The sequence below is a fragment of the Pseudooceanicola sp. DL12 genome, assembly GCF_056270665.1.
Window position 1 is genome coordinate 2434403 of sequence record NZ_CM149884.1, and the last position, 19803, is coordinate 2454205.

Annotated in this window: 20 protein-coding genes and 1 tRNA gene; 7 read left to right on the forward strand and 14 right to left on the reverse strand. The window is 65.1% G+C overall.

Going from position 1 to position 19803, the window contains the following annotated elements:
- Window positions 1-32: 32 nt before the first annotated feature.
- Window positions 33-743: a TetR/AcrR family transcriptional regulator gene (locus AC0WR5_RS11380; protein ID WP_475863217.1), complete on the forward strand. Its 711-nt coding sequence runs from the start codon at window positions 33-35 to the stop codon at window positions 741-743.
- A gap of 10 nt (window positions 744-753) precedes the next feature.
- Here the strand turns inward: AC0WR5_RS11380 and AC0WR5_RS11385 are convergent, their stop codons facing one another.
- Complete coding sequence (locus AC0WR5_RS11385) at window positions 754-1680, reverse strand: LysR substrate-binding domain-containing protein (protein ID WP_475863218.1); 927 nt, start codon at window positions 1678-1680, stop codon at window positions 754-756.
- Between the two features lie 106 nt (window positions 1681-1786).
- Here AC0WR5_RS11385 and AC0WR5_RS11390 point away from each other — a divergent pair, with 106 nt between their 5' ends.
- A complete protein-coding gene (locus tag AC0WR5_RS11390; RefSeq protein WP_475863220.1) occupies window positions 1787-2812 on the forward strand; it encodes a YeiH family protein in 1026 nt (341 codons plus the stop codon).
- 6 nt (window positions 2813-2818) lie between these two features.
- Here AC0WR5_RS11390 and AC0WR5_RS11395 read toward each other — a convergent pair whose 3' ends face one another.
- The 4 genes from AC0WR5_RS11395 to AC0WR5_RS11410 form a co-directional block, all read right to left on the reverse strand.
- A complete protein-coding gene (locus AC0WR5_RS11395; RefSeq protein WP_475863222.1) occupies window positions 2819-3727 on the reverse strand; it encodes a formate/nitrite transporter family protein in 909 nt (302 codons plus the stop codon).
- 104 nt (window positions 3728-3831) lie between these two features.
- Window positions 3832-4602, reverse strand: a complete 771-nt coding sequence (locus AC0WR5_RS11400) for an ion transporter (protein WP_475863224.1) — start codon at window positions 4600-4602, stop codon at window positions 3832-3834.
- Window positions 4603-4734: 132 nt separating this feature from the next.
- Window positions 4735-5568 carry an oxygenase MpaB family protein gene (locus tag AC0WR5_RS11405; protein WP_475863226.1) on the reverse strand — a complete coding sequence of 278 codons (834 nt, stop codon included), beginning with the start codon at window positions 5566-5568 and terminating at the stop codon, window positions 4735-4737.
- Between the two features lie 139 nt (window positions 5569-5707).
- Window positions 5708-6097 carry a phage holin family protein gene (locus AC0WR5_RS11410; protein ID WP_475868982.1) on the reverse strand — a complete coding sequence of 130 codons (390 nt, stop codon included), beginning with the start codon at window positions 6095-6097 and terminating at the stop codon, window positions 5708-5710.
- Between the two features lie 254 nt (window positions 6098-6351).
- Here AC0WR5_RS11410 and AC0WR5_RS11415 point away from each other — a divergent pair, with 254 nt between their 5' ends.
- Complete coding sequence (locus AC0WR5_RS11415; protein WP_475863227.1) at window positions 6352-6861, forward strand: hypothetical protein; 510 nt, start codon at window positions 6352-6354, stop codon at window positions 6859-6861.
- Window positions 6862-6962: 101 nt separating this feature from the next.
- Here the strand turns inward: AC0WR5_RS11415 and AC0WR5_RS11420 are convergent, their stop codons facing one another.
- The 8 genes from AC0WR5_RS11420 to pdxH form a co-directional block, all read right to left on the reverse strand.
- A complete protein-coding gene (locus AC0WR5_RS11420) occupies window positions 6963-7214 on the reverse strand; it encodes a hypothetical protein (RefSeq protein WP_475863228.1) in 252 nt (83 codons plus the stop codon).
- A gap of 386 nt (window positions 7215-7600) precedes the next feature.
- Window positions 7601-7957 carry a hypothetical protein gene (locus AC0WR5_RS11425; RefSeq protein ID WP_475863229.1) on the reverse strand — a complete coding sequence of 119 codons (357 nt, stop codon included), beginning with the start codon at window positions 7955-7957 and terminating at the stop codon, window positions 7601-7603.
- Between the two features lie 12 nt (window positions 7958-7969).
- The gene (locus tag AC0WR5_RS11430; RefSeq protein ID WP_475863231.1) at window positions 7970-11605 is read right to left on the reverse strand and encodes a vitamin B12-dependent ribonucleotide reductase; all 3636 of its coding nucleotides are present in this window, start codon (window positions 11603-11605) and stop codon (window positions 7970-7972) included.
- Between the two features lie 605 nt (window positions 11606-12210).
- Entirely contained in the window at window positions 12211-12735 is a 525-nt protein-coding gene (locus AC0WR5_RS11435; protein ID WP_475863232.1) for a cytochrome b, read from the reverse strand.
- A 318-nt stretch (window positions 12736-13053) separates the two neighbouring features.
- Window positions 13054-13130: transfer RNA gene (locus AC0WR5_RS11440), tRNA-Pro, on the reverse strand.
- A gap of 76 nt (window positions 13131-13206) precedes the next feature.
- Window positions 13207-13929: a DUF192 domain-containing protein gene (locus tag AC0WR5_RS11445; protein WP_475863234.1), complete on the reverse strand. Its 723-nt coding sequence runs from the start codon at window positions 13927-13929 to the stop codon at window positions 13207-13209.
- Window positions 13930-13978: 49 nt separating this feature from the next.
- Window positions 13979-14503, reverse strand: coding sequence for a cold-shock protein (locus AC0WR5_RS11450; RefSeq protein WP_475868984.1), 525 nt, complete (start codon window positions 14501-14503; stop codon window positions 13979-13981).
- A gap of 125 nt (window positions 14504-14628) precedes the next feature.
- Entirely contained in the window at window positions 14629-15234 is a 606-nt protein-coding gene (pdxH, locus tag AC0WR5_RS11455) for a pyridoxamine 5'-phosphate oxidase (protein ID WP_475863235.1), read from the reverse strand.
- A gap of 200 nt (window positions 15235-15434) precedes the next feature.
- Here pdxH and fabI point away from each other — a divergent pair, with 200 nt between their 5' ends.
- Both fabI and gpt read left to right on the forward strand, forming a co-directional pair.
- Window positions 15435-16241, forward strand: a complete 807-nt coding sequence (gene fabI / locus AC0WR5_RS11460) for an enoyl-ACP reductase FabI (RefSeq protein ID WP_475863237.1) — start codon at window positions 15435-15437, stop codon at window positions 16239-16241.
- Between the two features lie 33 nt (window positions 16242-16274).
- A complete protein-coding gene (gene gpt / locus AC0WR5_RS11465; protein ID WP_475863239.1) occupies window positions 16275-16772 on the forward strand; it encodes a xanthine phosphoribosyltransferase in 498 nt (165 codons plus the stop codon).
- 189 nt (window positions 16773-16961) lie between these two features.
- Here gpt and AC0WR5_RS11470 read toward each other — a convergent pair whose 3' ends face one another.
- Window positions 16962-17831, reverse strand: coding sequence for an SDR family oxidoreductase (locus tag AC0WR5_RS11470; RefSeq protein ID WP_475863241.1), 870 nt, complete (start codon window positions 17829-17831; stop codon window positions 16962-16964).
- Window positions 17832-18042: 211 nt separating this feature from the next.
- Here AC0WR5_RS11470 and AC0WR5_RS11475 point away from each other — a divergent pair, with 211 nt between their 5' ends.
- Window positions 18043-18384 (forward strand): winged helix-turn-helix transcriptional regulator, encoded by a 342-nt coding sequence (locus AC0WR5_RS11475; protein ID WP_475868986.1) that lies wholly within the window; start codon window positions 18043-18045, stop codon window positions 18382-18384.
- A gap of 234 nt (window positions 18385-18618) precedes the next feature.
- The gene (locus tag AC0WR5_RS11480) at window positions 18619-19794 is read left to right on the forward strand and encodes an aminotransferase (protein WP_475863242.1); all 1176 of its coding nucleotides are present in this window, start codon (window positions 18619-18621) and stop codon (window positions 19792-19794) included.
- Window positions 19795-19803 lie beyond the last annotated feature (9 nt).

A 19803-nucleotide genomic window follows, 5' to 3' on the forward strand; every position in this document is an offset into this window, starting at 1 on the left:
CGCACCGCGGGATTTAACGAGTGATAGAGCAAATGGATACCGTAGCCGAAGAACCCGGCGCCCAAAGTGATGCAGTGCCGCCTCCGTCCCCCACTTCCATGACACCGCAATCTCCTCCCGGGGCAGGCCCCGAGCCGGAGAGCACGAGCGGAACACGCGGCCCTTATCGCAAGGGTAAACGCCGGCGCGCCCTGATCATCGAGGCCGCGACCGAGGCCTTTGCCCTTTCCGGCTATCACGCCACCTCGATGGGGGTCGTCGCCGAGCGCGCCGGGCTCACCGTGCCAGGTCTGCTGCACTATTTCCCGAGCAAGACGCATCTGCTGATGGCAGTGCTGGAACAGCGCGACAGCTCTGCGCTGGCCCGCCTCCCGGCAGAGGCCTCCGAATGGCGCGCGCGCCTGCGCGGTACGGTCGAGATCGTCCGACATAACGAGACGATGCCTCGCGTCATCGCGGCCTTTTCGATCCTCGAGAGCGAAAGCCTGCAGGAGGGCCATCCTGCCTCGGAATGGTCGGCCCGCCGCCTTGCCGAAATGCAGGATCGCCTGACCCTCGTGTTCGACAACGGGATCGTCACCGGCACCATGCGCCCCGAGGCACGGCCGCGCGCCCTTGCCGCCGAGATCATCGCGGTGCTCGACGGTTTGCAGCTGCAATGGCTGCGGCAGGAACAATCCTTCAGCATGGCGGATGTCTTCAGCGACTATGTCGAACGGCTGATTGCGATCTACGAGACCTGACGGCGGCGCCTCAGCGCGCCCTGTCTTGCACCGTCTCGTCGCCGGTCCTCCCTTCCCCGCCGACAAGCGCCAGCATCGCCTCGACCGCCCGCGTCCGATGACGCTGTGGATGCAGCAGCACCGAAAATGCGCGCGAAGGCTGAGGCATGCCCTCCGGGCGCAGGGCCGCTAGCCCGCCGGTCCCCGGCTCCGGCAAGGCCCGGGCCGAGAGCATGGCCAGGTAGCCGCTGTGCCGGACCGCCGCCAGGATCGCCTCGTTCGACGGCAGCACCATGGCGATGCGCAGGTCGGCCAGTGTCAGGCCCAGCTCCGACAGGTGCCGCTCAAACGCCGCGCGCGTGCCCGATCCCGGCTCTCGCAGGATCCAGTCGCCGTTCAGATAGGCCGCACGGCCGATCCTGCCTCCTGCCGCCAGCGGATGCGCAGCGGAGACCACCGGCACCAGCCTGTCGCGCTCGACCACGCGGATCTGCAGGTCGCCCTGCGCCACCTCGCCCTCGACAAAGCCAAGATCTGCCTCGCCATCCTCGACGGCCCGGGCCACCTCGGATGAATTGCCGATGCGCAGGCCGATCTCGACCCCGGGCCAGCGTTCATGCAGCGCAACCAGCCGCTCGGGCAACCAGTAGGAGGCGACCGTCTGGCTGGCCCGGATCCGCAGCCGGCCGCGCGCCTCTCCCGACAGGTCTTCCAGCACCAGAACTGCCGTTTCGCTCTCGGCCATCAGCTTGCGTGCCGTCGGCACAAAGCGGCGCCCGGCCTCTGTCAGCGCGATCCGTCGCCCCACCCTGTCGAACAGCCGCACGCCATGGCGGGTCTCCAGCGCCGAAATCGCCGAGGAAACCGCCGACTGGGTCAGGTTCAGCGCCTCGGCCGCACGCGTGACATGTTCGCGCTCGGCCACGGCCAGAAAGATGCGGATCTGATCAAGAGTCATGGCCTACATTAAGATTTTCGATCAATTTGAGCAAAACAATTCGTTGGAGTTTTTGAACGATGCGGCGCACCTCTCTGCAAGGACACGCAGCCAGAGAACCCGCCCGATGACCAGCCACAGCCCCCATGCCCTAGCCCATCCGCCCTCCGCAAGGCTGCGCGTCCTTCTTCCGGGCCTGGGCCTGACGCTGGCCCTCGCCATCCTGTCCCTCGCCCTTCAGCGGCTGATCAGCATCCCCGCCCTCAGCCCGCTGGTGCTCGCCATGCTGATGGGCATGGCGCTGCGCAATATCCGCGGCGCGGTCCTGCCGGCCGCGCCCGGCATCGCCTTTACCCTGCGGCGGCTCCTGCGGCTGGCGATCGTGCTGCTCGGCTTCCAGCTGACCATTCCACAATTGCTCGCCCTTGGGCCGGGCGGCATCGCTGTGGTCGCGCTCACCCTCGCCGCCACCTTCCTCTTTACCAGGGGCATGGCCCGCGCCCTGGGGGTGGACCGCCGGCTGGGAGAGCTGATCGCCGCCGGCACCTCTGTCTGTGGTGCCTCCGCCGTCATGGGTTGCAACACCGTCACCCGAGGCAGCGACGAAGACGTGGCCTATGCCATCGCCTGCGTCACCGTCTTCGGCTCGCTCTCCATGGTGCTCTACCCGCTGATCGGGGCCTTGCTCGACATGCCTGCCGAGAGCTATGGCCTCTGGACCGGCAGCACCATCCACGAAGTCGCGCAGGTGGTCGGCGCCGGTTTCGCGCGCGGTGACACGGCCGGCCATACCGCAACCGTCGCCAAGCTGGGCCGGGTGATCCTGCTGGCCCCTCTGATCCTGGCGCTGGCGCGTCTCGGACCCGACAGGCAGCTTCAGGGCGGCGCGCGGGCGCCCATGCCCTGGTTCGTCTTCGGGTTTCTCGCCGTCGTGGTGTTGAACGGTCATGTCGTTCTGCCCGAGGGCATCCATCACGGCATTGTCGTCACGACATCCTTCCTGATGACCATGGCCCTCGCCGCGATGGGGCTTGAAACCGACATTCGCAAACTGCGGATGAAGGGCCTGCGCCCGCTTTTGCTCGGGGCGCTGGCCTGGCTTTTCATTGCCCTCTTCGGGCTGGCGCTGGTAGCGCTCTTCGCGGGGCCGTGACCGCGCTCAGCCCATGCGCGCCTTGCGGCGGGCCTCCAGCTTGCGACGCTTGCGCTTTTTCACGTTGTTCACGTCCGCGCGCACCTGGGCGTGGCTGATCAGGGCAAAGATGAAGGTGCCCCCCACCACGTTGCCCGCCAGCGTCGGCAGCCAGAAGCCCAGCACCGCCTCGCCAAGGCCGGCCTGTCCCTGCAGCAGCAGATAGCCCACCTCGACCGTGCCCACGATCACGTGCGGGAAATCTCCTACCGCGATCAGGTAGGTCGCCACGAAGATCAGCGGCAGTTTGGCCTCCGGCGTGGCATACATCGCCCAGACCAGCGTCGCGATCACCCAGCCCGAGATGATGCCGCCGGCAAACATCTGCCCGGCGGGTTTTTCCAGCAGGTGATGGCCGATCTCGCGGAAGGCCTCGTGCACATCCGCCGGGAACACCGGCAACCAGACAAAGACCGCGGCAGCCACCAGGCCGCCGATGGTATTGCCCAGCAGCACCGTCCCCCAGAGCCGCAGCAGGCGCAGGAAATTGCGCGCCGAGGGCTTCGACATGAAGGGCAGCACCGGGGTCACCGTGTTCTCGGTGAACAGCTGCTGCCCGGCGCAGATCACGAAGACAAAACCGACGGTATAGCCCACGGCCTCGATCAGGAAGCCGAAGTCGGTGGGCGGCAGGTTGGCCTGCAACAGGCCACGCGCCATCAGCGAGGTGCTCATTGTGATCCCGCCGGCGATCGCGGACCAGAGCAGCGCCATCACGTCGCGCTCCAGTTCCTTGTCGCCCTCGCGGCGGATGACCTCGTGCACGGCGGCGGCGGTCGAGGGCAGGTGTTGCTCCAGTTCCTCGACGTCCGGGGCCTCTCCCTCGCCGGTCGGTTTCTCGGTAATGGGATCTTTTGGCGGCAGGTCTGTCGTCACGAAAGGCTCTTTCAGCTATGTCAGATGACGTACCCGGGGCCCCGGGCACTCCGACTGAACGTCCGGACGGCCCCCGGGGTTCCGCAACGGCAACATTTTGCCCGTCAGAGCTCGCCTTCCGTCCGGATGTGTATCGTCGCCCCGCAGTGCTTGCAGTGCACCGCGTCCGGATCATGCAGCAGCAACCCGCATTGCGGGCATTCCTCGCGCACCTTGGTTGGCCGGAACAGTACCTGAAGCAGACGCAGAAACAGCGTCACGCCAAAGATCATCACCACCACCGACAGAATGCGCCCGCCCTCGCCCATCAGGGTGATGTCGCCGAACCCCGTGGTGGTCAGAGTGGTGACGGTGAAATAGAGCGCGTCGGCATAGTTCTGGATCTCGGGATTGACGTGCACCTGGCTGACGTAGATCAGCCCCGTCATGACAAAGAGAAAGACGCCCAGGTTGATCGAGGCCATGATCACCTCTTCATGGGCCCGGAAATAGGGGAAATCCTGCCGCAGCCGGTCCGCAGTCTGATAGGTGTGCAGCAGCCGCAGCGTGCGCAGCACCCTGAGAAAGCCGAAACCCTCGCCGGCGATCGGCGCCAGGAAGGACAGCACCGAGGCGATATCCGCCCAGTTCGCGGGCCTCGTCAGGTAACTGCGCCTGTCCTTCTCGAGGATCATCCGCACCACGAAATCCGTCAGGATCAGCACCCCGAAGACGAGGTCCATCTTCTCCACCAGGAGGTTCGGCGGCAGGAAGGAGGTGATCACCACGAAGGTGATCGTGATCAGGTCGAAGATCAGCAGCCCGTAGCGAAAGCGGTGCGCCTCGGGCGTGTCATCTTCATAGAGGGATCGGATCCGCTCCAGCGGCTTGCTCAACTCTGGTCTCCCCTGGCAAAGGCCCACGTACCCGGCGCAAGGCCTTTTTCCGCCTTCGCATATCCCGTGGGCGCTGACCAGCGGCGGGGGCCCTCGGCGAACGGGTCCCGTGACAGGCGCGGCGGCGGCGCCTCACTCTGCGGCATCCGCGGCCGGCCCATTGCCCAGCTGGTCGATCATGTAGCCGCCCGGGTAACTGCGGATCCGTCGCCCGGTGATCCGCACCGGCCGCCGGCGCGCCGGCAACAGCCGCAGCACCGCCGCCCGCGCCCGCATGCCCCCCCGCACCAGCCCCCGCAACCAGGCGGGCGGTTCGGGATACCCCATGGCCTCCAGCAGCGGCGCATCCATGAAACAGCGTGCCACAGGCCGCCCAATCGGAAACAGCATCTTCGGCAGGTAGAACCCCAGCAACAGATCGAGCGTGACATCTCCGATCCGGCGGTTGCTCTCGGCGGGGCGGAACCGCTCGGCCTCGATCCGCCGGTTCAATTGCTCGAAACCTTCCAGTGTTTCGGGAATGTCCGAGATCCCCATCCGCGTCCCGAGCGCCCTGTAATATGCGACCCAGGCCTGCTCCTCCTCCTCCGTGAAGGGCCGCTTGCCATAGCGTCCGACCCAGCGGATCGGCTCCAGCACGAAGGTGCTCAGCACATAGAGCATGTCCTGGTTGGCAATCCGGAAGCGCCCGTGGATCGCGTTGATCCTGGCGATGGCCGCCTGGCCCCGCGCGCTGTCGAGCCCGTGTTCACCGGGCTCCGCCAGCAGCAGCTCGGTGTCGTCATAGCGTTGTTGCGGCGCGGCCTCGAACTTTCCTGTGCGCACCAGCAGGCCGGAAATCGACGGCACCGCATAGGTGCGGAAGAGCGCGAATTCCAGCGCCCGTTCGATGTCCCAGGCAAACTCGTATTGCGCCAGGCGCCGCACGACCGCCTCGAATTCATCCTCCGGTGTCTCCTCCTGCATCCGTCCCTCCCGGCGGCATATTCCCCTTGGGAAGGATAGCTGCACCTGCCCGATGCACCAATCCCCAAAAGGAAAGAGCCGCCCGAGGGCGGCTCAACCTTGACGATATCATAGGACTGCTGCGCCGGGGCGCCGGATCTCAGAGCTTGATTTCCGGGCGGCGGCTGTCGACCAGTTCCTTGAACACGTAGATCGGCAGCAGGATCGCCGCGATCAGGCTGCCCAGCCAGATCAGCAGGGTTGCCGCCAGCCAGTTGGAAATGCCGCCGATCGACAGGCCAGGCATCAGGACGTCCAGGATGATCAGGCAGACCATGATCGTCACCAGCGCCACACCACCCTGCAGTTGCGGGATGTACTTGAAGGAAATCTTCGTCAGCAGCGGTTGCAGGATCACCTGGATCAGCGAGAACAGCCCAACGGCCAGAGCAAAGGGCCAGATGCCGCAGGTAAAACCGGGCAGCAGCAGGATGGCAATGAGAAGACCCGCCGCATTGGCCAGCAGGTAGGCGAGAAGGGAATAGATCATGCGCAGCAAGGTTCTGTCTCCTGAAAAGGGCATAATTTGCGGGCCATGGTACTCCAATATTAACCAAACGAAACCACCGCTGCCCCGCCGTGGCGATTTTTCCCGGTTCGGCGGCGCCAATGCCACGGTCTTCGGCTCTTCCCGTCCGTCAGTCTGCTCACCTTCTCGCCGCGCGAGGTTTCCCGCGGTTCAGCACTTGCGAAGCGACACCGCCAATGCAAGTTTGACGTGTCAGTGGAATCCGGGGGACACACATGAAAGACCGCAGCCTGGGCAGGACGATCTGGAACCTGTTTCTCGCCCTTTTCAACGCCACGCTCATCCTCGTCATCATCGCCCTCTTTCTCGCATGGCTGGTGATGGATTCCGCCGAGGGAGTCTCGGACAACGTCGCCGACACGGTTCAGCAATTCGCCCCGGTCAAGGACGAGGTCACCGAGCTGCGCGATCAGCTGGCCGGCACCCGCCAGGACATCGCCACTCTCGCCGCCGCCGCTGAAAACAACACCGCAGACACCGTCTCGGCCAATGTCACAGGCACGCTCTCGGTCAAGCTCGACGCCATTGAACAGCAGCTCGAGCAACTCAACCGCACCATGAGCAAGATCGAGGCCAATTCCGACGACATGATCACCAAGGCGATCGACGTGGCCTTTGCCGAGCTCCGCGTCCTGGTGGATGAATCCGTGGCCCTGCTGCGCGCCAAGCGCGACGAGGCCGCCGCCGATGCCCTGGCCACGGAAGAGGCCGTGTCCGGCAACTGAGCCCGGCCCGGGACAGGACCAACGAAAAGGCGCGCCCCGCGGGACGCGCCTTTTTCATGGGGGGCTGTCTCTGGCCGGCTTTCGGGCCGGCCGATGGCGGCTCAGTTCAGCACCACCGCCTCGCCTGCATAAAGCAGCGTCACCGTGCTGCTGGCCCCGTGCATGCGGATCTCGGCCACCGACATGGGCCGGGCGGGCATGCCCGCACCGAACAGCTCCACCGACATGCCACCGCCGTGGGTGGCATTCAGCACCGAGGTCAGGTCTTCGCCTGTCACCTCGGCCACGACACCCTCTTCGGTCATTTCAAGTTCGACCGGATGAAGACGGGTAGTTCCGACAATCAGCTCCATCAAACACTCCATAACTGGCCCGCCGCATGTGCGGTTAGGGCCGTCCTGCCTCTGCTCAGCCGCCCCGGCAAAGTGCCGCAGCAGCCTGTAAAGACTAGCGTTTCCGGCCTGCGGAGTCGGTCGACTTATCCACAGGCCTCTTCGGAAAACTGAGGGTGTTTCCTGTATAATCGGGGCATTTCCCTGTACGGTTTTCCCGAACCCCAAAGGCCCGGAAATCGGCCTTTGGCGGCCTCTCGGTGCCCCGGGGGTGATTCCCTGCGCCCTGCCGCCGGTTCAGAAGACCGCGTCGCTCATGCCCTCCCCGCATCCGCGATCAGGGAGGAGCTCGTCCTGCGATGGCACGGGCCCTGGTCGCCGGCCGTCACCCCCTCTGCCCCAGAGGCTCAGTGCCGCGCCCGGGCCGAGCCGGCAAACTCCAGCATCACCTCCGAGCTGTCGCCCGACATGTGGATCTCCGTCACCTCCAGCGGATGCGCCGCGCGACCCTGCCCCCAGAGCTCGAGGCTTGCCGACCCGAAGGCCGCGTCGAGCACCCTCGACAACGCCGCCCCGGAGAGCCGCGCAACCAGCCCGCCTGCCCCGTCCGGCCTCAGGTCCAGGACCTCCACGCGGGCCTGCCCCGCGATCAGTTCCAGCCCGGTCAGCTCCTCCGGCGCCTCGATGCGCGCCTCGCGCTCCTGTCCGGAGGAAACCCCGGCACCAGGGGCGCCGGGGTCTCCGATGTCGTAATCACGTGCCATGTCGTTTCGCGATCAGCTGCAGCCCGAGGTGCCGCCGCAAGTGTTGCACTTCATGCAGGTGCCGTTGCGCACCAGCGTGTAGTTGCCGCATTCCCCGCAGGCCTCGCCCTCGTAACCCTGCATCTTGGCCTTTGCCCGGGCGTCGATGCCCATGGTCGCGCTCACCGTCGTGCTGCTGATCGCCGTGCTGGTCGTCTGGGTGACGGACGCCTTGACCGGAGCCATCTGCGCCACGTCACCCAGTCCGCCGTTCAGCACCATCAGTTCCTGGGGAACCCGCTTGCGCAGGTAACCGGTGGAGCTGATGTGCTTCAGCACCTCGAGCGACTTGCTTGCCGCCGTCTCGCTCATCTCCTGGATGTTCGAAACGCCCTCTTCCACGCCACGGCCCACATCATCGAAGGTTGCGCCTTGCGGTTTCACATGAGCCAGGTCCGTGCGGTCGAGGTAAGACACGGCAAGTTCCCGGAAGATGTAGTCGAGGATCGAAGTTGCATTCTTGATGCTGTCGTTGCCCTGCACCATCCCGGCGGGCTCGAACTTGGTAAAGGTAAAGGCGTCGACGAATTCCTCCAGCGGCACGCCGTACTGCAGGCCCACCGACACCGCGATGGCAAAGTTGTTCATCATCGCCCGAAAACCGGCGCCTTCCTTGTGCATGTCGATGAAGATCTCGCCCAGCTTGCCGCCTTCGTATTCGCCGGTGCGCAGGTACACCTTGTGCCCGCCCACGATGGCCTTCTGGGTATAGCCCTTGCGGCGTTCGGGCATCTTCTCGCGGCCGCGGGCGATCTCCTTGATCACCACCTTCTCCACGATCTTCTCGGCCAGCACGGCGGCCTTTTCCTGCGGGCTGCCGGTCTCCAGGATCTCGGCCGCCTCGTCGTCGTCCTCCACCAGCGCCGAGGCCAGCGGCTGGCTCAGCTTCGAGCCGTCCCGATAGAGCGCATTGGCCTTGATGCCGAGGCTCCAGGACAGCTCGTAGGCGGCCTTGCAGTCCTCGATCGTGGCGTCGTTCGGCATGTTGATCGTCTTCGAGATCGCGCCCGAGATGAAGCTCTGCGCCGCCGCCATCATGGTGATGTGGCTGTCCACCGACAGGAAGCGCTTGCCCTTCTTGCCGCAGGGGTTGGCACAGTCGAAGATCTCGTAGTGCTCGGTCTTCAGATGCGGCGCCCCTTCCAGGGTCATCGTGCCACAGACATGGTCGTTCGCGGCCTCGATCTCGGCGCGGGTAAAGCCCAGGTGCCGCAACAGGTCAAAGGACGGATCGTTCAGCTTCTCGGCCGGGATGCCCAGCGTCTCGCGGCAGAAGGCTTCGCCCAGTGTCCACTGGTTGAAGACAAAGCGGATGTCGAAGGCGCCCTGCAGCGCGCCGTCCACCTTTTCCAGTTCCCGCGGGCCGAACCCATGGCCCACCAGCGCGGTATGGTTGATCGCCGGGCAATTGCCGAGCGAGGCATGGCCCACCGCATAGCTGATGATCTCCTCGATCTCGGCCGAGCTGTAGCCCAGCTTGTCGAGCGCGGCGGGAACCGAGCGGTTGATGATCTTGAAGTAGCCGCCACCGGCCAGCTTCTTGAACTTCACCAGCGCGAAATCGGGCTCGATGCCGGTGGTGTCGCAATCCATCACCAGGCCGATCGTGCCGGTGGGCGCGATCACCGTGGCCTGCGCGTTGCGGTAGCCGTGCTTCTCGCCCAGGCGCACCGCCTCGTCCCAGCTCGCCATGGCGATCTTGGTCAGGCTCGGATCGGGGCAGTTCACCAGGTCGAGCGGCACCGGCTTGATCGCCAGGTCCTCATAGCCCTCGGTGGCGCCATAGGCCGCGTTGCGGTGGTTGCGCATCACCCGCAGCATGTGCTTGGCGTTGCGTTCGTAGCCCGCGAAGGGCCCGAGCTCTCCTGCCACCTCGGCGCTGGTGGCATAGGCCACGCCGGTCATGATCGCGGTCAGCGCGCCACAGAGCGCCCGGCCCTCGTCGCTGTCATAGCCGAAGCCCATGTTCATCAGCAGGCCGCCGATGTTGGCATAACCCAGACCCAGCGTCCGGAAATCATAGGAGAGCTGCGCGATTTCCTTGGAGGGGAACTGCGCCATGGTCACGCTGATTTCCAGCGTCAGCGTCCAGAGACGCGTGGCGTGGATATAGTCATCCACCTGGAACTCGCCATCCTTCAGGAAGGTCAGCAGGTTCATCGAGGCCAGGTTGCAGGCCGTATCGTCCAGGAACATGTACTCGGAACAGGGGTTCGAGCCCCGGATCGCACCGTCTTCCGGGCAGGTGTGCCAGGCGTTGACGGTGTCATGGTACTGGATCCCCGGATCGGCGCAGGCCCAGGCGGCATGGCCGATGTCTTCCCACAGGTCGCGCGCCTTTATGGTCTTCGCAACCGAGCCGTCCGTGCGCCGGATCAGCTCCCAGTCGGCATCGTCCTTCACGGCCTTCAGGAAGGCATCCGTGACACGCACCGAGTTGTTGGAGTTCTGACCCGACACGCTGGCATAGGCTTCACTGTCCCAATCGGTGTCGTAGGTGGGGAATTCGATGCTGGAATAGCCCTGCTTGGCGTAATCCAGCACGCGTTTGATGTAAGTCTCGGGGATCGCCGTCTTCTTCGCGCCCCGGATCGCGGTCTTCAGGCCCGGGTTCTTGGCCGGATCCACCGCATCCTCGGTGCTGCCGTCCCAGGTGCGGATGGCGGCAAAGATCGCGTTCAGCTTCTCCTCGTGCATCTTGGACCCGGCGACGATGGAGGCAACCTTCTGCTCCTCCTTCACCTTCCAGTTGATGTATTCCTGGATGTCCGGATGGTCCGCATCGACGATCACCATCTTGGCCGCGCGCCGCGTGGTGCCGCCCGACTTGATTGCCCCGGCCGCCCGGTCGCCGATCTTCAGGAACCCCATCAGGCCGGAGGACTTGCCGCCGCCCGACAGCGGCTCGTTGGCCGCCCGCAGGCTCGAGAAGTTGGTGCCGGTGCCCGAGCCGTACTTGAACAGCCGCGCCTCGCGCACCCAGAGATCCATGATGCCGCCGTCGCTCACCAGGTCATCCTTCACCGACTGGATGAAGCAGGCATGGGGCTGCGGATGTTCATAGGCCGATTTCGAGCGGGTCAGCTTGCCGGTCTTGAAGTCGACGTAATAATGCCCCTGCCCCGGGCCATCGATGCCATAGGCCCAGTGGAGCCCGGTATTGAACCACTGCGGGCTGTTCGGCGCCGCGCGCTGCGTGGCCAGCATGTGGCGCATCTCGTCGAAATAGGCCCGTGCGTCGGCCTCGGTGGTGAAATAGCCACCTTTCCAGCCCCAATAGGTCCAGGCCCCCGCCAGCCGATCGAAGACCTGCTTCGAGGAGGTCTCGCCGCCCATCGTCGCGCCCTCTTCGGGCACCGAGCGCCAGAGGAACTCCGGCACGTCCTTTTCGCGGACTTTCTTCAGCGCGGAGGGCACGCCGGCCTTGCGGAAGTACTTCTGCGCAATCACGTCCGAGGCGACCTGGCTCCAGCTCTTCGGCACTTCCAGTGCGTCGAGCTTGAATACAGTGGTGCCATCGGGATTGCGGATCTCCGACGTCGTGGTGACAAAGGTGATCCCGTCATAGGCATCCTTGCCCGCGGTCGTGAACTTCCGGTCGATCTTCATTGCATTGCCCCTACAATCTCTGCCTGACCGGCCCTCCGCCCGTTGAAGCATGGCGGTTCGGACCTTCTGCGCGTCGCGGAACATGGCAAAGCGGATCGGTCGGGGCGCCGGGGGCGCTCCGGGACGCAACATCACCGGCACCGCCGGCGATCACGTTTCACGGTAAAATGTCCTCTGTGCCGACAGGGCCACTATATCTAGTGGGCATCCCGCTCGCCGTCACAATCTGGGGTATTCGCCCCCGCATGGTCAACGCAAAAGAATCATAAAATGACTATTGACGAAATTACCCACAGAGCCGCCGATTCTCGGATCTTTTGATCAAAACCGGCGCCGGGCTCAGAAACTCAATTCTTTCAGGCAATTTGACGGGAAATCTGAAGCTCTGCCTGAAGTTATCCCCAGAGGCCTGTGTAAAGGCGCGTTAACTAATCTGCGCAAAAAGCCACCACATTGCCTGTATACGGGCTATGCTCCCCACTACATGTGGTAGCGGCGCGGGCCGAAAGGGAATCGCCCGCGGTTCTGCTGCGCGCCAATCGCGCCCCGCCGCACAAGATATGGGGGCGCGGGCCTGCGGCCCTGCCCCCCTCCTCTCCGCCGGATCAGGCCATCCGCTTCATCAGCCGGTCACGCATCACGAACTGGTGGATCAGCGCCATCGCCACGTGGCCCGCGATCACGAACAGCAGCCCCCAGGCCAGCAGTCCGTGCAGCGCATTCGCCGGTCCCACCATCCAGCTCACCGCCTCCGCCTGCCCCGCGCTCAGCTGCCAGCCAAAGACCTCGAAGGGGCGCGTGCCGCCAAACCCGCGCAGCAGCCCCATGCCCGGCACCGCCACCATCAGCGCATAGAGCAGGACGTGGCCCGATTTCGCGGCCAGTCCCAGCACTCCGCCCCCATGCCCCGGACGATGCCCCCGGTTCACCCAGGCCCAGACGATCCGCAACAGGACCAATCCAAAGATCAGCGTGCCGACACTGGTATGCATCCCCACGAAAAAGGCCACCACCGGCTGGCGGCCCAGCAGCAGCTTCAGCACCATGCCGAGCAATTGCCACAGGATCAGGGCCGCCATGGCCCAGTGCAAAATCCGGCTGACGATGCCATAATACACCTGCGTATCCATGAGGCCTGGCCGGGTTCTTCCCTCGGTCATGCGAATCCTTTCTGTTTCACTCAGGTATAGAGTGTCGCAACGGCCGGTCGCGGCAAGTCACGCAGCCTCACAGCCGCGTGTCCGATCTGTCGCGTTCGTGCACAGCCGCTGTCGCGAAGCCCGGGCTGCCCCTGTGGGCCCCGCCCTCAAGCGACAACGGCCAGCGAACCGATGCAGCGCGCGGTATCCGCCCGAGCGGCGCCCCCGCGACAAAACCGCGCGGCCCGAAGGCTCTGCACAAAATGCAGGCGCCCCTGGCGGGGTGCATGCTCTCTACATATCGGAAAGTGGTCGGGGCGGCGAGATTCGAACTCACGACCCCCTGTACCCAAAACAGGTGCGCTACCAGACTGCGCTACGCCCCGGACCGTGCTCGTCTCTAGCGAAGCCCGACGCGGTTGGAAAGCCAAAAGAACACCGGATCCTGTCCGATTGCCCGCTTCACTCGCCCGCGGGCGGCAATTCCTGGTCGGTAACCTGGGGCACGGGCGGTGGCGGTGCGGCCGGCGGCTCTTCGCCCCGGTCCTCCGGGGCGCTCCCGGCGGCCCCTGCTTCATTGCTCTCCGCCGTGGGGCTCGCCGCATCCGCAGGCGTCTCGGCCTGGGTGTCCTGCGCGCCGGGCGCGCCCTCTTCCCCCGGCTCCTGCTCCCGTGTCACGGCATCGTCGCCGCAGGGCCAGGCCGCCAGGCTCGGCAGGATCGACGGATGCCGCAGCTCGCTTCCCGGCGCGATTCCCATGCGCTCTGCCAGCCCGCCATTGATCTCCAGCACGTACTGTATCCCCGGCCCTCCGGGCAGCGGCGTGGTGTCGAGCGGCTTTGCCATCTCCTGCACGGTCTTCACCGTGCCGGTGGCATCCATGAAGATAATATCCAGCGGGATCAGTGTATTCTGCATCCAGAAATTGGTCGACAGCTGCGGCGCCTCGTAGATGAACAGCATCCCGGCGCCTGTGGGCATGGTCTCGCGGAACATCAGGCCACGGGCCCGTTCGGCGGCCGTCTCGGCCAGCTCCACGCGGAAGCGCTGGATGCCGGCGTCGCCGCGAATCTCGACCCGGTCGTCGCGGCAATCGGCCAGGGCCATCGGCGCGGTCAGGGTCAATGTCAGTGTCTGCGCACAGACAGCGAGGATGGCGAGACGCGAAAGGCGTTCTGCAATCATGGCTGGTCCTCGCTGTGGCTGTATCAGGGGGCTGGGGGCTGTCGCCGCCTCAGTGCATCGCGGCTTCCCAGGCACATATTTCCGTGGCCATGCGGCCCCGTTTGCCCTCGATCACGCGCAGCGCCACGGCTTCGCCCGGCGCCAGGTCGGCAAGCCCGGAGGCCCGCAGAACTTCCACATGAATGAAAATGTCTTCAGGCCGGCCAAACACATTGGCAAACCCGAATCCCTTGATCTTGTCGAACCATTTCACCCGCGCGGGTTCCAGAGGAACCGACTTGATCGTCTCCGGATCCAGCATCCGGAAATCTTCCAGAACCGCGGTTCCGGTGCCTTCGGGCGGCTCGATCCTCAGAACTTCGATCGCCTGCACACCCCTTTGAGTCTTCTGAGCGATAATTCTCACTCTCGCGCCATCCGCCACCGAGCTCTGGCCGAAATTCCGCAGCACGTTCGCGTGCAGCAAAATATCGGGCCCTCCCTCCTCCGAGACGACAAAACCGAACCCTCTCGACGGGTCGAACCACTTCACGGTTCCGTCGAGCGTCCGGGCGCTTTCGTCTTGTTGATTCAATGTTAACCCCGTTATTTCCAGTCGGGCCGCCACAATGATCCCCAGGCGGCACAACACATTGCATTCGGCAGGCCAACCCCTGCCGTCCCAAATTTCCTACTACGCCGTCCTCCACCCCATCTCTTTTACGGGTTCAGGCGCTGAATATCCCATTCATCGCTACTTTCGCCGCGTGTCCAGCGAAAACGATCATGGAGTCTGAACGCACCATCTGCCCAAAACTCGATCTCGACAGGTGTCACCCTGTACCCGCCCCAGAACGCGGGACGTTTCGGCTTCATCCCCTGTACCGCGGTCACCTTCGCGACTTCCGCCATCAGATCCGCCCGTGAGGCAAGCGGCCTGGACTGACGCGAAGCCCACGCCCCCAGCCTAGACTTCAGGGAACGTGATTCGTAATACAGGTCAGCTTCTACGCCGTCATAGCGCTCAACGCTGCCCCTAACCCTTATTTGTCTGCGCAAACTCTTCCAATGTAGCACGAATGCGGCTTTTTCGCGCGCGTCGAGTTCCTGCGCCTTGGCGCTCTCGTAGTTAGTATAAAATACGAACCCATCTTCCAGTATGTCTTTCAGCAAGACCATCCTGACATTCGGCAATCCTGACTCATCCGCGGTCGCCAGGGCAATCGCATTCGGGTCGTTCAGCTCGCTCTTTTCCGCTTCGGCCAGCCAGCGCCGGGCGATCACGAAGGGGTCGTCTCCGGCGAAAATTCCATCCCGATCAGCCATGCCGTCTCTTCCTTATGTTCAGGGCTTCTGCCAGGTCAGGACACCACGCCCAGCCCGTTTTCCCGCGCCAGAGAGCGATACAGCCGCCGCAGGCGCGCCGATATGCTCATCTCGTGGCTCGGTGTCTCCGGGCAGGCTTGAAGCGCCCACACCTATCGCCTAAAGGATTGTGACCGGAAATTACAGGGCGGAGCGCGCGAATGGCGAACACTCTCATGGCAGGCAAACGCGGGCTGATCATGGGCCTGGCCAATGACAAATCCATCGCCTGGGGCATCGCCCAGGCGCTGGCGGACGCCGGCGCAGAGCTGGCAGTCACCTATATGGGCGACCAGTTCAAGAAGCGGGTCGTGCCCCTGGCCGAACAGCTCGGCGTGACCAAGCTCTACGATTGCGATGTCTCCTCGGAGGAGTCGATCGACGCCGCCTTCGCCGCCCTCGCCGAGGACTGGCCCACCATCGACTTCATCGTGCACGCGATCGGCTTCTCCGACAAGAACGAGCTGCGCGGACGTTACGTCGACACCAGCCGCGGCAATTTCTCGATGACCATGGACATCTCGGTCTATTCCTTCACGGCCGTCGCACAGCGCGCCGAGAAGATGATGCCCGAGGGCGGCGCCATGCTCACCCTCACCTACTATGGGGCCGAGCAGGTCATGCCGCATTACAACGTCATGGGTGTCGCCAAGGCGGCGCTCGAGGCCTCGGTGAAATACCTGGCCGAGGATCTCGGCAAGGATGGCATTCGCGTCAACGCGATTTCCGCCGGCCCGATCAAGACGCTTGCGGCCTCGGGCATCGGCGATTTCCGCTATATCCTGAAATGGAACGAGCTGAACTCGCCCCTGCGGCGCAACGTGACCATCGAGGATGTCGGCAAGTCCGCCCTCTACCTGCTCTCCGATCTCGGCTCCGGCGTGACCGGCGAGACCCTGCACGTGGATTCGGGCTATCACATCGTCGGCATGAAGGCCGTCGACGCTCCCGATATCGACAAGTCCTGAACCCGCGCCACCAGAGCGTCAAAGGAGAGCCCCATGACCGACCGTCTCCCCCATGAAAAAGGCTTCCACATCAGCTGGGACCAGATCCACCGCGACGCCCGGGCCCTGGCCTGGCGTCTCGACGGGCATGGCCCCGATGACGGCGCCTGGCGCGCGGTCGTGGCGATCACCCGCGGCGGCATGGCACCCGCGATGATCATCGCGCGCGAGCTCGACATCCGCACCGTCGACACGATCTCGGTCAAGAGCTACGACCACCAGACCCAGTCCGAGGCCGTGGTGCTCAAGAGCCCCGATGCCGCGATCATGGGCGACGGCACCGGCATCCTGGTGATCGATGACCTCGTGGACAGCGGCCGCACCCTGGAACTGGTGCGCTCGCTCTATCCCAAGGCGCATTTCGCCACGGTCTATGCCAAGCCCAAGGGCAAGCCCCAGGTCGACAGCTACATCACCGAGGTCAGCCAGGACACCTGGATCTTCTTCCCCTGGGACATGGCGCTGCAATACGTCGAACCCTACCGCAGCTGACGGCTCTCCGCCCGCCCGCAGGGGACGACAGGATCACGAAAAGGGCGCCCCGGTCTCCCGGCGGCGCCCTTTCTCATCTCGGCACGCCCACGCCAGGGGCTTCCCGGCTCTCTCATCTGGCCGGAAATATCCCGGGGGTGAATGACGCGCAGCGTCAGAGGGGGCAGCGCCCCCTCCTCCGCCCTCGGGTCACCGCGCTCCGAGCGCCGCCGCGATCACCTCGCGCACCGGTGTCGAGGGACGGCCGATCAGCGCCTTCAGGTCGGCATCGCTGCCTTCCAGATCGCCGCGCTTGGCCGCGGTGTCACTGACGGCCAGCAGCTCCGCCACCGGCGTCGGCAGGCCGGCCCCTTCCAGCGCCTTGATGTATTCGGCCTCGCTCAGGTCCACGTAAGGCACCTGCTTGCCCGAAACCTCGGACACCGCCGCCGCGAATTCCGTCAGGGTAAAGGTCTCGCTCCCGGCCAGCTCGTAGACGGCGCCGTCTTCCGGCGCCTCCCGGGTCAGCAGGGCCGCGGCCGCCTCCGCGAAATCTGCGCGTGCCGCCGAAGAGATCCTCGCGTTGCCCGCGGCGCCGATCATGGCACCGTGCTCGACGGCGGCCGGAGCGCTGGCAGCATAGTTCTCGGTGTACCAGCCGTTGCGCAGCAGTCCATGGGGCAGACCGGCCGTGGCCAGCATCTTCTCGGTGGCGAGGTGATCCGGCGCCACGGCCAGCTCCGAGGTATCGGCCCTCAGCACCGAAGTATAGGCGAGGTATGTCACGCCCGCAGCCTTGGCGGCCTCCACCACGTTGGTGTGCTGGGCCAGGCGCTTGCCGAACTCGTTGCCCGAGATCAGCAGCACCCGTCCGACACCGGCCATGGCCTCCGTCAGCCCCGCCAGGTCGTCGTAATTGGCGATGCGCACCTCGACGCCCTCGGCCTTCAGCGACGCGGCGGCCTCTTCACGGCGCACCTGTGCCACGATCTGGCTTGCCGGCACACGGTTCAGCAGCGCCTTTACGACGAGGGCACCCAGCTGGCCCGAGGCACCGGTCACGAGAATCTTGTCATTCATGGTCTTGTCCTTTGTCTTTCCCCGACCGGGGCCTTTCCGCCGGTCTCTCTCTGGGGTATGGTCTCAGATGTAGACCACCAATTTCATCCCGTGAAGGAGGCACTATTTCATGACAAGGGAACATCCGGGTAACCCCGTCGTCCTCGACGCGGCCGCCCGCGCCACGCTGCGCACCTTCTCGGAGAACTCGGACCCCGCCGCCGGTCTCGACATGGCAAACTGCCCGGTGCGCGACGTGCTCTCGCGCATCGGCGACAAGTGGAGCCTGCTGATCCTGATTGCCCTGTCGCAGCGTCCCTATCGCTTCTCCGCCCTGCAGCGCGAGGTGGGCGACATCTCGAAACGCATGTTGACGCAGTCGCTGCGCACGCTGGAACGTGACGGCCTCGTCTCGCGCAGGGTCTTTCCCACCAAGCCGCCATCGGTGGAATATGCCCTCACCGCGCTCGGGGAACGGGCGCTGGTGCCCATGGCGGCCCTGGTCGACTGGGCAGCGGGCGCCCACGAGCAGATCCGCGCGGCCCGCGTCAGCTTCGACGAGATCCACGGCTGAGGGCGGTTCTGGGGGGCTCTGCCCCCGTCCCCCTCCGGCGGACTCCCCCGCCGTATTTTGGGAAAGATGAAAAGGGAGATGTCGCGCCGTTGCGGCGGCGTCTTTCCCTTCTCCGACCGGGCTGATAGCCTCTCTTTTCAAGGCATCCGGAGGCCGATTTCGCACCGCCGCGATACCGACGCAATACCGACGTAATACCGACGTTGGAATCCTTTGTTTCCGGAGGCTTGGCCGATGACCCATTTCACCCGTACCGACGCCACTTTTGCCCCTCCCGTGATGGAGGCGCGGCGCTGGATCGAGGGGGTGGATTTCTCGGAAAGGCCGCTGATCAACGTCTCTCAGGCCGCCCCCGTGGCGCCGCCGCCCGCGCCCCTCGTCGAGGCCATGAAAGAGGCGCTTTCCGACACCGCAACCCACCTCTACGGCCCCGTCCTCGGCCACCCCGGCCTGCGCGCCCGGATCGCCGCCGACTGGTCTGCCGCCTATGGCGGAGAGATCACGCCCGCCCAGGTGGCGATCACTGCCGGCTGCAACCAGGCCTTCTGTGCGACCCTGGCTGCGCTGACCACCGAAGGGGATGAAGTTATCCTTCCAACCCCCTGGTATTTCAATCATAAAATGTGGCTCGACATGACCGGGGTACGGGCCGTTCCGCTGCCCTGCGAAGCCGATCTCATGCCGGATCCCGAGCGTGCCGCCGCGCTGATCACCGATCGGACCCGCGCCATTGTCCTGGTCACGCCGAACAACCCCGCGGGCACGGAATATCCGCCGGCGCTGATTGCCGCCTTCCGCGATCTGGCCCGCAGCCGGGGCATCCGCCTGATCGTCGACGAGACCTACCGCGATTTCCATTCCTCATCCGAGGCGCCGCACGACCTCTTCGGCGATCCCGACTGGGATGACACGCTGGTCCATCTCTATTCCTTTTCAAAGGCTTATCGCCTCACCGGCCACCGCACAGGGGCCGTCGTCGCCTCCGAGGCCCTGCTCGCCGACATCGAGAAATTCCAGGACACCGTTGCCATCTGCGCCCCGCAGCTCGGCCAGATCGCCGCGCTCTGGGGGATGGAGAACCTCTCGCAATGGCTGTCCGGAGAGCGGGCCGAGATCCTCGCCCGCCGCGCCGCGGTGCTCGCCGTCCGCGATCAGCTTGCCACCGCCGGCTGGACCCTGCATTCCGCCGGGGCCTATTTCGCCTATCTCTCTCATCCCTATGAGAAATCTTCGGCCGACCTCGCGCCCGAGCTGGTGCGCACGGCCGGGGTCCTGATGCTGCCCGGCACGATGTTCCATCCCGCCGGCGCCGCGGATGGCACCCGCCAGATGCGGGTCGCCTTCGCCAATCTCGACGTCGCAGGGATCGCGGGTTTTGCCAACCGGCTGACCACGCTGTCTCAGGCGTGAACGGGCGCC